This window comes from Burkholderia sp. BCC1999, assembly GCF_905339975.1.
Classification (GTDB): domain Bacteria; phylum Pseudomonadota; class Gammaproteobacteria; order Burkholderiales; family Burkholderiaceae; genus Burkholderia.
In genome coordinates this window covers 196,565-209,122 of the sequence record NZ_CAJPHP010000008.1, presented here as the reverse complement: position 1 = coordinate 209,122, position 12,558 = coordinate 196,565, and the positions used below count along the sequence as shown (strand labels likewise).

At 67.5% G+C, this 12,558-nt stretch carries 11 protein-coding genes; 5 read left to right on the top strand and 6 right to left on the bottom strand.

What is annotated here, in order from left to right; genetic code table 11:
- Positions 1 to 42: 42 nt before the first annotated feature.
- The gene (locus U5809_RS13880; protein WP_322086930.1) at positions 43 to 1,359 is read right to left on the bottom strand and encodes an MFS transporter; all 1,317 of its coding nucleotides are present in this window, start codon (positions 1,357 to 1,359) and stop codon (positions 43 to 45) included.
- Between the two features lie 316 nt (positions 1,360 to 1,675).
- Here U5809_RS13880 and U5809_RS13875 point away from each other — a divergent pair, with 316 nt between their 5' ends.
- Positions 1,676 to 2,593 carry a LysR family transcriptional regulator gene (locus U5809_RS13875; protein WP_322086929.1) on the top strand — a complete coding sequence of 306 codons (918 nt, stop codon included), beginning with the start codon at positions 1,676 to 1,678 and terminating at the stop codon, positions 2,591 to 2,593.
- A 24-nt stretch (positions 2,594 to 2,617) separates the two neighbouring features.
- On the opposite strand, the gene U5809_RS13870 is transcribed toward U5809_RS13875, so the two are convergent.
- From U5809_RS13870 to U5809_RS13860, 3 genes are all read right to left on the bottom strand, one after another.
- Positions 2,618 to 3,763: a porin gene (locus tag U5809_RS13870; RefSeq protein ID WP_322086928.1), complete on the bottom strand. Its 1,146-nt coding sequence runs from the start codon at positions 3,761 to 3,763 to the stop codon at positions 2,618 to 2,620.
- 63 nt (positions 3,764 to 3,826) lie between these two features.
- On the bottom strand, positions 3,827 to 4,924 hold the full coding sequence (locus U5809_RS13865) for a M14 family metallopeptidase (RefSeq protein WP_322086927.1): 1,098 nt from the start codon (positions 4,922 to 4,924) through the stop codon (positions 3,827 to 3,829).
- Positions 4,925 to 4,931: 7 nt separating this feature from the next.
- Positions 4,932 to 6,263: an MFS transporter gene (locus U5809_RS13860; RefSeq protein ID WP_322086926.1), complete on the bottom strand. Its 1,332-nt coding sequence runs from the start codon at positions 6,261 to 6,263 to the stop codon at positions 4,932 to 4,934.
- A gap of 131 nt (positions 6,264 to 6,394) precedes the next feature.
- Here U5809_RS13860 and U5809_RS13855 point away from each other — a divergent pair, with 131 nt between their 5' ends.
- The 3 genes from U5809_RS13855 (at position 6,395) to U5809_RS13845 (ending at position 8,845) form a co-directional block, all read left to right on the top strand.
- Complete coding sequence (locus U5809_RS13855) at positions 6,395 to 7,288, top strand: LysR family transcriptional regulator (protein WP_322086925.1); 894 nt, start codon at positions 6,395 to 6,397, stop codon at positions 7,286 to 7,288.
- A gap of 223 nt (positions 7,289 to 7,511) precedes the next feature.
- Positions 7,512 to 8,048 carry a VOC family protein gene (locus tag U5809_RS13850; protein ID WP_322086924.1) on the top strand — a complete coding sequence of 179 codons (537 nt, stop codon included), beginning with the start codon at positions 7,512 to 7,514 and terminating at the stop codon, positions 8,046 to 8,048.
- Between the two features lie 41 nt (positions 8,049 to 8,089).
- Entirely contained in the window at positions 8,090 to 8,845 is a 756-nt protein-coding gene (locus tag U5809_RS13845) for a glucose 1-dehydrogenase (RefSeq protein ID WP_282509006.1), read from the top strand.
- A gap of 109 nt (positions 8,846 to 8,954) precedes the next feature.
- Here the strand turns inward: U5809_RS13845 and U5809_RS13840 are convergent, their stop codons facing one another.
- Positions 8,955 to 10,472, bottom strand: a complete 1,518-nt coding sequence (locus tag U5809_RS13840) for a purine-cytosine permease family protein (protein WP_322086923.1) — start codon at positions 10,470 to 10,472, stop codon at positions 8,955 to 8,957.
- 202 nt (positions 10,473 to 10,674) lie between these two features.
- On the bottom strand, positions 10,675 to 11,322 hold the full coding sequence (locus U5809_RS13835; protein WP_322086922.1) for a glutathione S-transferase family protein: 648 nt from the start codon (positions 11,320 to 11,322) through the stop codon (positions 10,675 to 10,677).
- 105 nt (positions 11,323 to 11,427) lie between these two features.
- Between U5809_RS13835 and U5809_RS13830 the strand changes: the two genes are divergently transcribed.
- Positions 11,428 to 12,540, top strand: a complete 1,113-nt coding sequence (locus tag U5809_RS13830) for a transketolase-like TK C-terminal-containing protein (RefSeq protein ID WP_322086921.1) — start codon at positions 11,428 to 11,430, stop codon at positions 12,538 to 12,540.
- The last annotated feature ends 18 nt before the right edge of the window (positions 12,541 to 12,558 follow it).

Below are 12,558 nucleotides of genomic sequence, written 5' to 3'. Positions count from 1 at the left end.
TGCGGCCCGCGCCGATGGGTCGCCGGCGCGGGTGCCCGGCCGCTACTTGGCGCTCAACGGCTCGCCCTGGAATTGCCGGCGTGCGACCACACAGGGCGCACCGTCATGCATGAACACGCTCGCGAGCAACCCGAACGACGCCGCGAACAGCACGTACCAGGCGGGCGCGACGGGCGAGCCGCTCGCACGCGTCAGCCACGTGACGATGAACGGCGCGAAGCCGCCGAACACCATCACCGCGACGTTGTAGGCGAGCGCGACGCCGGTCGACCGCGAGCGCGTCGCGAACTGCTCGGCGAGCGTGGTCGGCGCGGGACCGTAGCAGATGCCGATGATCGTGCAGATCACGAGCTGCATCACGAGCAGGCGCCCGACGCCCGGCGCCGCGGCCAGCCACGAGAACAGCGGATACGTGACCGTCAGCAACGCCAGCGTGCCGGCGATCAGCACGGGCCGCCGGCCGATCAGGTCGGACACGATCGCCGCGACCGGAATCGTCACCGTCAGCAGCGCAACGGCCACCATCTGCACCTTGAACACCTGGTCGAGCGGCAGCCCGAAGGTCTTGTGCACGAACGTCGGCATGTTCACGAGCATCACGTAGAACACGGCCGTGCCGGTGATCGTCTGCCCCATCGACACCAGCACGCCGCGCAGGTTCTCGCGCAGCACGCGCGAGACGCTCGCCGGCGGTTCGGCCGTCGACTTGCTCGCATCGAGGAACGCCTCGGTCTCCTCCATGTGCCGGCGGATCCACAGGCCGACCGGCCCGATCAGCAGACCCAGCGCGAACGGCACGCGCCAGCCCCAGCTGTGCAGCGCTGCGTCCGACAGCGACTGCGTGGCCCACGCGCCCATCGCGGCACCCGAGAACACCGCGAGACACTGGCCGATCAGTTGCCACGATCCGTACAGCCCGCGCCGGTTCGCGGGTGCGCTTTCGACGAGGAACGCGGTCGCGCTCGCATATTCGCCGCCCGTCGCGAAACCCTGCAGCAGCCGGGCGACGACGATCAAGATCGGCGCCGCCGGGCCGATCGCCGCGTACGACGGCGCGAACGTGATCAGTGCGATCGACAGCGTCATCAGGAAGATGATGAGCTGCATCGCGGCCTTGCGGCCCTTGCGGTCCGAATAGAGCCCGAGCAGGATGCCGCCCACCGGACGCATGAAGAAGCCGACGCCGAACGTCGCGAGCGACATCAGCAGCGACGCGTACTGGCTCTCGGCGGGAAAGAACAGCCGCGCGATGATGCCGGAGAAGAAACCGTAAACGATGAAGTCGTACCACTCGAGGGTATTGCCGACGACCGCGGCAATCACTTGCCGCTGCCGCGAATTCCGACGTGAGTCGCGCATGCTGTTCTCCTGCAGTCTCGGGGTGCCGCGCCGCATGCCTGCCGCGTTCCGTGGCGGGCATGGGCGAACCGGCTGTTCGCATCGCCGGTCGGGACGGGACAGGCACGACGGCACCTCTCGGCCCGCGCACGACCAGCGTGAATCGATCATAGGGACGCCGAAAATCCGCATCAATTAACGCCCGCGGCAGATGATTAGCCGGAGACTAAATGTTTCCGCTGCGGACTCCACTGCGCGAAAAACCCGGTATTTCGCGCATTGTTGCGGTCCCGGTTCTGCGGCAGAATCGTCGGCCGCCCTTCCCGTCGTCCGCATCATGCGCAACCGCATCAACGAAGAGATCACGTTCCGCAAGCTCGAGGTGCTGCTCGCCTTCATGGAAGCCGGCAGTCTCGCGAAGGCGGCCGAGGCGCTGGGCATCAGTACCGTCAGCGTGCACCGCGCACTCCATACGCTCGAGGAAGGGATGCACTGCGCGCTGTTCCGCCACGAGGGGCGGAACCTGATTCCGACCGAGGCCGCGCAGGTGCTCGCCGAAGTCGCCGGCGAAGTGCTCAAGACGATGACCGACGGCATCCGTTCGACGCGCGAGGCAGCCGGCTACGGCGCGGGCCAGTTGAAGATCGGCTCGCTGTATTCGCTGACGATCCGCACCGTGCCCGAGGTCGTGATCGCGCTGAAGGAGCGCCGCCCCGAGTTGCAGGCCGAACTCGTGCTCGGCTCGAACGCCGACCTGCTCGATAAGCTCAGGCAGGGCGCGATCGATGCGACGCTGATGGCGCTGCCCGAACCGGATGCCGAAATCGAATCGATCGCGCTGTTCGAGGACGAGATGTTCTTTGCCGTGCCGATCGATTCGCCGTATGCGCAACGCGACGCGATCGATCTTCATGCATGCGGCGACGAGCCGTTCGTGTCGCTCGGCGAAGGTTTCGCAACGCATCACGGCTTTACGGAGGCGTTCCGCACGGCCGGCGTCACGCCGAACGTCGTGATGCGGGTGGGCGACATCTTTTCGCTGATCAACCTCGTGTCGGGCGGGGTCGGCTGCTCGCTGCTGCCCGGCCGCGTGCGCGACCTGTTCGCGCACAAGATCGCGCTCGTGCCGCTCGCGGGGCCCACGATCCGCCAGACGATCGGCCTGAGTTTCCTGCACCGCCGCGAGCGCGACCCGAACCTGCTCGCGCTCGCGACCGTGTGTCGGCTGACGGTCAAGGGGGCGACCTCGCGGTGACGCGGCACGGCGCAGCGCTCGACGTCAGAACTTGACGAGCAGGCCGAGCCGCGCCAGCAACTGATTGGCGGTCGACGACGGTGTCGTCTGGTTGATCTGGGCGACAGCCTGCCGGCCGTACGAGTCGAGCCCGGATGCATGCTGGTAGATGCCGACCATGTAGAGCGTCGTCCGTTTCGACAGGAAATACTGCGCGCCGACATTGAACTGCTGATACTTCGCATCGGGCGCCGCCGTGTACGTATACGCGGCGCCGAGCGCCACGGCCGGCGTGACGAGGTACGTGACGTTGGCCTCGTAGTTGTCGAACGACGCCTTGCCGCGGTATGACGTATTGAGCGTCTGCACGATGTTCTGGAAACGCGTGTTGGTGTACACGAAGCGGAACGTCGCATTGCCGAGCGCATAACTGCCGCCGGCCCCATAGATCTGCAGTTTCGACGCCGACTGGTAGCCGCCCCAGATCGGCGTGGGCAGCGCGGTCGAAAACGCCGCGTTCGGCGCCGGGTTCGCGCTCGCACCCCAGAGCGTCACGGCCGGGTTGTTGACCGTCTCGTACGCGGCGTCGAGTGTCAGCGGCCCACGCTCGTAGCGCGCGCCGACGCTGATCGCGCGGTTCGCGGAGAAACTGCCCGGCACGCCGCCGAAACCGTACAGCGCCGCCATCGAGAAGCCGTTGAAGTCCGGCGTCTTGTATTTGATCGCATTGTTGATGCGCGCCGTGTCGTTCAGGTTGTCGACGTCGGCCGCGTGCGCGCCGAGGTAGCCGGTGAAATTGCAGCCGGCGGCCAGCAGGCCGAGATACTCGCCGCTCAACTCGTCGTACTGGCGGCCGAGCGTGACGGTACCGAATGCGCCCGTCAGGCCGACGAACGCCTGGCGGCCGAACATCAGCCCGCCCTGCCCGAGCCGCCCCGTGTTCGCGTCGTAGCCGTTCTCCAGCGTGAAGATCGCCTTCAACCCGCCGCCGAGATCCTCGCTGCCCCGGAAGCCGAGGCGGTTTCCGTACAGCGTGCCCGACACGGCCTGGATCGCCTTGCCGCCACCCATGTTGCTGACGTAGTTCACGCCGTTGTCGATGGTTCCATACAACGTGACCGAATTCTGCGCGTGCGCAGCGACAGCGAAGGATGCCGCCGCGGCTGCCGAGATGATGCCGTTGGCTTTCATCAGATCTCCTGAATAATATTCTTATGTTTGAACAGGCGGCGCACGCCGCCTGCCTTTCCGCCCTTACGCGGCGGCCAGCCCCATCAGTGCCTGCAGCACCGCGGTACGCGTCTGCCCCCAGATCGCGCCCTTCCAGATGTCGTCGTCGCCGTAGAACGCGTCGCGGATTCGCTGAAGAATGTCGCGGCGCAATTCGGCCGGCGCATCGGGATGCCGGATCAGCCAGTGCGACGCACGCAGCCGGTTGATCATGTCGTCGAATGGCACCGTGCCGAATTCGAGTGCCATCAGCGCGGCATCCGCGCGCGGGCACTCGTCGTGCGCGATCGACGCGATCGGCCCCGACACGCCCGGCGACTCGGATTCGCCAGCGAACGGTGCGACGATGTCGGCGCCCCACCACGCGCGGGCGCGCGCGAGTTCGGCGGCGACGTTGCGGCCCGCGTAGATCTTCTCGCCGTGACCGCGCGGCCCGAGGCCCGTATGCACGTCGATCCATGCGATCGCTTTCGCATGCGCCGCGCGCCCGCGCAGGATCGTACGCATCGTGCGGTTGTTCCAGGTCGGCTCGCGCCCGCCGAAGAACATCCCGTCGGGGGTCGTGTACTGACCGCCGCTCAACGCGCCCTGATACGCGAGCTTGCCATGTCGCGCGATGTACTCGGCCAGCGCCTGCTCGTCGTCAGGCGACGGCGGCCAGCTTTCCGGGAGCACGAGGCGATCGATCTCCGGATACGCGTCGTTGGCCGGCAGCGCTGCACTGAAATCGATGTGGTTGCGGTTCAGGTCGACGTTGTCCTGGTTGGTGCGCTGCAGGTACGAGAAACCGTACGGATTGACCGCATGGATCAGCAGCAGCCCGATACCGGCGCGTGCAAGCCGCGCGATCAGGTCGTCGTCGAACAGCATTGCGATCTGGCAGCCCGATCCGCAGAAACCTTCGGGCCCGTGCGTGCCCGAACTGACGATCAGCAGCCGCTCGGCCTCGGCGACGCCAAGGCCGGCCACGTCGATCGCCAGCGTTTCGCCGAGCGCGCCGCGCAGGCCGGGCAGCACGAACGACTCCAGCGTCGCGCGCCGGTGCGCGGCGGCGTCCAGAAACTTCTGGCGGGCTTCGACATAGGTGCCGGAGAAATGTCGGGTAACAGCGATAGGTTCCATGGTGCGGTCAGACCTTCGAGTAGGAGGAAACGCCGGAAACGGCAGGAGCATCGATCGTTTCACCGGTGCGGTCGCGCAGGTACGGCAGACCGGCCATCGACACGAGCGCAACGACGATCAGGTACCAGGCCGGTGCAACCTTGTCGCCGCTCACGTTGACGAGCCACGTGCTGACGAACGGCGCGAAGCCGCCGAAGATCGCGACGCCGATGCCGTACACGAGCGACATGCCCGTTGCACGCACCGATTCGGGAAACATCTCCGGCAGGATCGTGATGCTCGGCACGGCCTGGATCGCGAGCACGACGGTCAGCACCCCGACCACCGTGAACAGCACGGCCGGGGTCGGCGATGCCTTCAGCCACGTGAACGCCGGATAGATCAGCAGCACGAGGACGATCCGGCCCGCGACGATCAGCGGCTTGCGGCCGACGCGGTCCGACCAGCGGCCGACGAGCGGTGCGCATCCGAATGCCAGTGCGCCCGTCAGCGCAGCGGCCGACAGCGCCACGGTCGGGCTCATCCCGAGTTCGCGGATGGCAAAGGTCGGCATGTAGAAGCTGACGACATACGACGCGCCGGTGGCGCCCATCGTGATCATGATCGCGACGATCACCGCGCGCCCGTGCTCGCGGAACAACGTCGCGACGCGGCCGCTGCGCCGCATGCCGGCCGGCGCGTGCTGAACGGTCTCGCCCGCGTGCGTTTCCTCGAGCCGGCGGCGGATGTACGCACCCACCGGCGCGATCAGCACCCCGAGCGCGAACGGCACGCGCCAGCCCCAGCGTTCGAGCGCGTCGGGCGTCAGCGTGAACGACAGGATCGCGACCGTCAGCGCGGCCATCAGCACGCCGAGCCCCTGGCTCGCGAACTGCCAGCTCGCCATGTAGCCGCGTGAGCGCGGCTGCGCATGCTCGACGAGCAGCGTCGTCGACGCACCGAATTCGCCGCCGGCCGAAAAGCCCTGGATCGACCGTGCGACCACGATCAGGATCGGCGCGGCCACGCCGATCTGCGCATAGGTCGGCATCACGGCGATCATCCCGCAGCCGAATGCCATCAGGAAGATGGTGAGCACCATCGCCGGCTTGCGCCCCGCGCGGTCGGCATAGGCGCCGATCACGACGCCGCCGAGCGGCCGCATCACGAATCCGGCCCCGAATGTGCCGACCGCCAGCAGCAACTGGCCGGCCGAGTCGAACGACGGGAAGAACAGCTTGCCGATAATGAACGCGAGAAAGCCGTAGACCGTGAAATCGAAGTATTCGAGCGCGTTGCCGAGGGTCGTCGCGAGAATGGTCCGGCGTGTGCCGGCGCCGGTTTGCGGTTGGGGTGCCATGACGGGTGTCTCCTTCATCGTGCGGTTTCGCACTGGTTATATGCGACCGCATTCTAGGCGGCTGCGTGTTACCCGAAAAGACAACAATCCATTACACTCGTTGCCATTTGGTTTACACCCCGGAGCGCCCCGTGAAGCCGAACCAGTTGCATGCGTTCGTGGCCGTGGCCACGCAGATGAGCATCCGCGGCGCGGCGCGCCAGCTCGGCGTGTCGGCGCCCGCCGTCACGAAGATCATCCGCGAGCTGGAACGCGAGATCGGCGCCCCGCTCGTCGAGCGCAGCGTCAAGGGCATCGTGCTCACCGAATACGGCGCCGCGCTGTTGCCGCGTGCGCGCCTGCTGCTCGACGACATGCAACGCGCCCGCGACGAGATCGTGCAGTTGCGCGACGGCAACCTGGGGCACATCCGTATCGCGGTCACCACGTCGTTCGCGCAGACCGTATTCGTGCCGGCTTACCGGCTGCTGCGCGAGCGACGCCCCGGCGTGACGGTGCACGTGACCGAATCGGGCCCGCCCGGCACGCTCGCGCGGCTGCGCGACGCTCAGACCGACTTTGCGATCATGCATGTCGATCCGGAGGCGCTCACCGACGATTTCGTCAGCGAACCGCTCGCGCCCGTGCGGCTCGTGCTCGGGGTGCGCGACAAGCACCCGTTGCGCAACCGGCGCAGGGTGCGCGATTTCCTCGATTCCGAATGGGCGCTGCCCGGCGACGGCAACGATCCGATGTCTGCCACCAAACGGCTGTTCGGCTCGTTCGGGTTGCCGGTGCCGGCGCACGTCGTGCACGGCGATTCGATCTCGACCGCGCTCGCGCTGGTCGCACAGATGGATCACGTCGCCTTCTTCGTCGAACCGCTCGCGAACGAGGTGTTCAAGCGGATGGGTATCCGGCGCGTCGAACTCGACGACCCGATGCCCGTGCTGCAGATGTGCGCGATCCAGCGCCGCGGCAGTTCGCTGACGCCGGCCGCCGCGCAATTCGTCGACTGCGTGCGCGAAGTGCTCACGGCGCAGTGACGCGCGGCCGCTCGCACCGGCCCGCTCCTCGCCCGCCTCCACGTGAGCCGGCGTCTCGACGACACCGTGCTCCCGATGCGCTTCGCCCGTCCTCCGCGGCTCATCGCGCGGTAGGCGCACGTCGCGGCTAGTCCATTCGGATGGCACGAAGCGCGCGCTTTGTTGCGATCATGACCGTCATTCATCGCGCGGCACGCACACGTGCGTCCGCCACGGAGACGACATGAACGACCCAGTCCTCGGCCCCATCGAACAGATCGGCTATGTGGTCGCCGACCTCGAACGCAGCATCGCGCGCTGGCGCGCCCGCCACGACATCGGCCCGTGGACCGTATTCCGCAACGTCCGCCTCGACGGCCGGTATCTCGGCGAACCGGTGACGGTCACGATGGACGTCGGCCTCGCGTATCGCGGCGATCTGCAGATCGAACTGATCCACGTCACGAACGACACGCCATCGCCGTACCGCGACGCGCACGGGCAGCCGCTCGCCGGCCTGCACCACGTCGCGTGGATCGTCGACGATCTCGATGCGGCGGTCGCGCAACTCACCGCGCGCGGCCTGCGCGTCGTGTTCGAAGCGAGCAACCCGGCCACGCGCGTCGCGTATCTCGACGACGCCGACGATCCCGGCGTGCGCGTCGAAGTGATCGAAGGCGCGGGCATGCGCGACATGATCGCGCACGGCATCGCCGAAGCACACACCTGGGACGGCACCGATCCGGTTCGCATCATCGACGCCGCGGCCGCCTCCGCGTAAGCGGGCCCGCGCGTCCCCCCTCACTCACAGGAGCAAGCAGGATGAAACGACTCGAAGGCAAGGTGGCGCTGATCACGGGCGGTGCCCGCGGCCAGGGCGAAGCGGAAGCACGCCGGTTCGTCGCCGAAGGCGCACGCGTGGTGATCGCCGACGTGCTGGACGACGCCGGCCGGCGCGTCGCGGCCGAACTCGGCGACGCCGCGCGATTCCAGCATCTCGACGTCACCAGCGAAGCCGACTGGCAGGCCGCCGTTCAGGCAACGCTCGCGCAGTTCGGCCGGCTCGACGTCCTCGTGAACAACGCAGCGATCCTGAAGCTCGTGCCGATCGAATCGTGTTCGCTCGACGACTATCGCAAGGTGATCGACGTGAACCAGGTCGGCTGCTGGCTCGGCATGAAATCGGCGGTGGCCGCGCTGAAGGAAGCCGGCGGCGGCTCGATCGTCAACGTGTCGTCGACGGCCGGGATGGAAGGCGTCGCGGGCGGCAGCGCGTACGTGTCGAGCAAGTTTGCCGTGCGCGGGATGACGAAGGCCGCCGCGCTCGAATTCGGCCGCTACGGCATTCGCGTGAACTCGGTGCATCCGGGCGGCATCGATACGGTGATGGCGCGCCCGCCCGAGTTCGCGGATTTCGATCCGTCGTCGATCTACAGCGGCCTGCCGATCGCACGCATCGGCAAACCCGACGAAGTGGCCAGCCTCGTGCTGTTCCTCGCATCCGACGAATCCGCGTATTGCACGGGGTCGGAATTCATCGTCGACGGCGGGATGCTCGCGGGCAGCACGTTCCACTAATCGACCGCATCAGCCGAAAACGGAAACGACAACGCCGCCGGCGGCTTGACCCGCACGGCGGCGTTGTCGTTTCGGGACGCGGGGCAAATGCCCACGCGCCACGCGCCGCTCAATACCCCTTCGGCTGGATCGCCGGCGCACCGACACCGCGCGCGCCCTGCTTGCCGCCGCGCACGAAGCGGCGCCCGTGCGGCCCGTACACGCCGTCCGGCTCCGGATACAAGGTCAGCAGCACGAAGTACAGCATCCCGCCCACCACCAGCGACACCGGCACGCTCAGGTCGAGCCCGCCCGCGAGGTGGCCGAGCGGCCCGACGAACTGGCCCGGCAGGTTCACGAACGCGAGCCCGATGAAGGCGGCCGGCAGCCATGCGCCCATCGCGCGCACGTTCCAGCCGTGCGTGAACCAGTAGTGACCGCCGTGCAGCCCGCGGTTGAACACCTGCAGGTCGTCGGCGAGATAGTAGCCGCGGCGCGTCACGTAGCCGATCACCATGATCGCCATCCACGGGCAGCTGAACGTATCGATCAGCGTCGAGAACGTGGCAACACTTTCGACGAGGTTGAACCAGAAGCGCCCGACGAAGATGAACGCGATCGCGATCGTGCCGATCAGCAGCGTCGCACGCACGCGGTTCAGGACGCGCGGGAACATGCTCGACACGTCGAGACCGGTACCGTACAGCGCGGTCGTGCCGGTCGACATCCCGCCGATGATCGCGATCAGGCACATCGGCAGCAGGAACCAGCGCGGCGAAATCGCGAGCAGCCCGCCGACGTAGTCGTTCGATGCGATGAACGCGGGCGCCTTCGACGCAATGATCGTCGCGGTCGCAAGGCCGAAGAAAAACGGCACGAACGTCGCGACCTGCGCGGCGAACACGGCGCCCATCACGCGGTGCTTCGGCGTGTTCTGCGGAATGTAGCGCGCCCAGTCGCCGAGCGTCGATGCGAACGACACCGGGTTGCTCAACGCAACCAGCACGGCGCCGACGAACGCGGCCCAGAAGCCCGCGCTGCCCAGTTGCAGCGTGCCCGCGTAATTCATGTCGAACAGGCCGGCGAATGCGAACAGGCCCGCGACAAAGAGCACGCTCGCGGCCCACACGGCGATCTTGTTGACCCACAGCATGAAGCGAAAGCCGTAGATGCAGACGATCAGCACGAGCACCGCGAATACCATGTAGGCTGCGCCGAGCGTGAAGCCGTTGACGGGCACGCCGACCATGTTGTGCGCGCCACCGACGAGCGCATCGCCGGAACTCCACACGGCGAGCGAGAAGAACGCGATCGACGTGAGCAGCGCGAGAAACGAGCCGACGATCCGGCCATGGATGCCGAAATGCGCACCGGACGAGACGGGGTCGCTCGTCCCGTTGCGCGGGCCGAACAGGCTCATCGGCGCGAGAATGCACGTGCCGGCGAGCACGCCGAGCACGATCGCGCAGACGCCCGCCTTGAACGACAGCCCGACCAGCACGGGAAAGCTGCCGAGCACCGATGTGGAAAACGTATTGCAGCCGCCGAACAGCAACCGGAACAGATCGATCGGCCGCGCGTAGCGCGATGCATTGGGAATGCGCTCGAAACCAAACGATTCAACCTGCGTAATCCTGCCTTCACCCATTTGTCTCCAACTCCTCTGGTGCGCCTGTACGGCCCGGGGCTGCGGCCATACGACACATCGTCATCGATTCGCGGCCACTCTAAACCGGATCGCGCGGCTCAAATATCACGCATTCGAGACGTTTACGACGATGGAGAACAATGTTTCCGGGCGGGCAACCAGCCGGATTCCGCGCCGCGCGTGCGGCGCGGGCGATGCGACGTCAGTGCGCCGCCGCTGCCGCCGGCGCGCGGCAGGCGATCAGGCCCCGCTGAACGGCCGGCCGCGCGGCGATGTCGGCGAGCCAGCGCTCGACATGCGGGAAGCCGGCAAGGTCGAAATCGAGTTCGGCGGCCGTGCGCAGCCACGGAAATGCCGCGATGTCGGCGATCGAATACCGCGACGATGCGAGATACGCCGATGCTGACAATCGGCTGTTCACGACCCCGTAGAGACGCGTGGCCTCCTTCCGATAGCGGTCGATCGCCTCCGCATTGACCGTCTTCGATGCATGCAGGAACCACCAGAGCTGGCCGAGCATCGGCCCGATCCCGCCGATCTGGAAGTGCAGCCATTGCTGGACCGCCGTGCGCTCGGCCAGCGTTTCCGGATGCAGGTATCCCGTCTTCGCGGCGAGATAGCCGAGGATCGCGCCGGATTCGAACACGGCCAGCCCGGTGTCGTGATCGACGATGGCCGGGATCTTGCCGTTCGGGTTGATCGCGAGGAATGCCGGGCTGCGCTGTTCGCCCGCGGACAGGTTCACGTGCACGAGGTCGTGCGCGAGCCCGGCCTCTTCCAGGTAGATCGCGATCTTGTGCCCGTTCGGCGTGTCGGCCGTATGGAACGTGAGGGAGTGCGTCGAGGTCATGTCGGGCCTTGTCATCGGGTTGTCGTTGCAACTACAATCGTTGCACTTGCAATCCTATGCCGGAACCGATGGCGCCGGCGACATGCCAGTACTCGAAGGAGGGACATGCAGACTGCACGATCCGGTCCGCCCGTGCGGACGCCCGACACCCGCCGCGCCGCGGCGGCCTGCCTCGAACGGTTGACGACGCGGCGGCTCGCACCGCAAGGCCGCGCGATATCCCCGCTCGGCGCGATGCGTGCGGCCGCCGATTGCCTCGAACGCGATGCGGCAACGTCGAAGCGCGTGTGGATCGTCCGCGCCGATGCGCGCGAACCGTTCGCCGACACGCGCGCACATCGCCACATCAGCGCATGGCCGCTGCGGTTTCTCGATCCGGGCAAACCTTTCGAGCGACCGCTGCTGTACCTGCTGCACGCGCGTGCGATCGACCGGCTGCGGTTGGCATCGATCGAGACCGTCGATCGCGGGATCTTCGTGAACGATGCGGAAACGGCCGCGTCGTCGTGGCCGAAGGGCGTGACGCCCGACGTCCCGCACTGGCTGGCCGCGAACCCAGCATGCACGCCGTACGACCCGGCATCGGGACACGAAGCGATCGCGATCCTGCGCCACGCACTGCGCACGCTTTACGTCGCCGGCCAGCCGGGCTTCTTCTACCTCGCGGGCCATGACGACTGCGTGCCCGATGCGAAGCCGCTGTCGGCCTCGGCCGCCCGCGATGCGTTCAACGGCATGGTGCGGGCCGGCCGGCGCACGGCGGCCGGCGCGGCAGCGCGCATCCGGCTGTGCGGCGCGGGCAGCACGCTCGTGCAGGTGATGAAAGCGGCCGACCTGCTGCACGACGAATGGCGGATCGATTCGACGATCTGGAGCTGCCCGAGCTACACGCAGCTCGCGCGCGACGGCAGAGCCGCCGACCGCTGGAACCTGCTGCATCCACAAGATGAACCGCGCATCGCGCACATCCGTGCATGCCTCGGCGAAGGCGACGCGCCGGTGCTCGCGGTGACCGGGTACGCACAGCACGTCGCCGCGCAGATCGGCGCGTTCATCCCTGCCCGCTTCAGCGCGATCGGCGCGGATTCGGCCGGCCCCGGCACGCGCACGCCGGATCCATGGTGGATTGCCGCGGTCGCGCTTCGCCTGCTGGCCGACGACGGCCGCGTGCCGGCCGACTGGGCCGCGCAAGCGATGCACCGTTATGCGCGCGGCTGATGCGCGCGCCGGCTGCCG

Bases quoted from the DNA above. Each gene is read 5' to 3' on its own strand.
- U5809_RS13880 (WP_322086930.1), bottom strand. From the start codon at position 1,359: ATGCGCGACTCACGTCGGAATTCGCGGCAGCGGCAAGTGATTGCCGCG.
- U5809_RS13875 (WP_322086929.1), top strand. From the start codon at position 1,676: ATGCGCAACCGCATCAACGAAGAGATCACGTTCCGCAAGCTCGAGGTG.
- U5809_RS13870 (WP_322086928.1), bottom strand. From the start codon at position 3,763: ATGAAAGCCAACGGCATCATCTCGGCAGCCGCGGCGGCATCCTTCGCT.
- U5809_RS13865 (WP_322086927.1), bottom strand. From the start codon at position 4,924: ATGGAACCTATCGCTGTTACCCGACATTTCTCCGGCACCTATGTCGAA.
- U5809_RS13860 (WP_322086926.1), bottom strand. From the start codon at position 6,263: ATGGCACCCCAACCGCAAACCGGCGCCGGCACACGCCGGACCATTCTC.
- U5809_RS13850 (WP_322086924.1), top strand. From the start codon at position 7,512: ATGAACGACCCAGTCCTCGGCCCCATCGAACAGATCGGCTATGTGGTC.
- U5809_RS13845 (WP_282509006.1), top strand. From the start codon at position 8,090: ATGAAACGACTCGAAGGCAAGGTGGCGCTGATCACGGGCGGTGCCCGC.
- U5809_RS13840 (WP_322086923.1), bottom strand. From the start codon at position 10,472: ATGGGTGAAGGCAGGATTACGCAGGTTGAATCGTTTGGTTTCGAGCGC.
- U5809_RS13835 (WP_322086922.1), bottom strand. From the start codon at position 11,322: ATGACCTCGACGCACTCCCTCACGTTCCATACGGCCGACACGCCGAAC.
- U5809_RS13830 (WP_322086921.1), top strand. From the start codon at position 11,428: ATGCAGACTGCACGATCCGGTCCGCCCGTGCGGACGCCCGACACCCGC.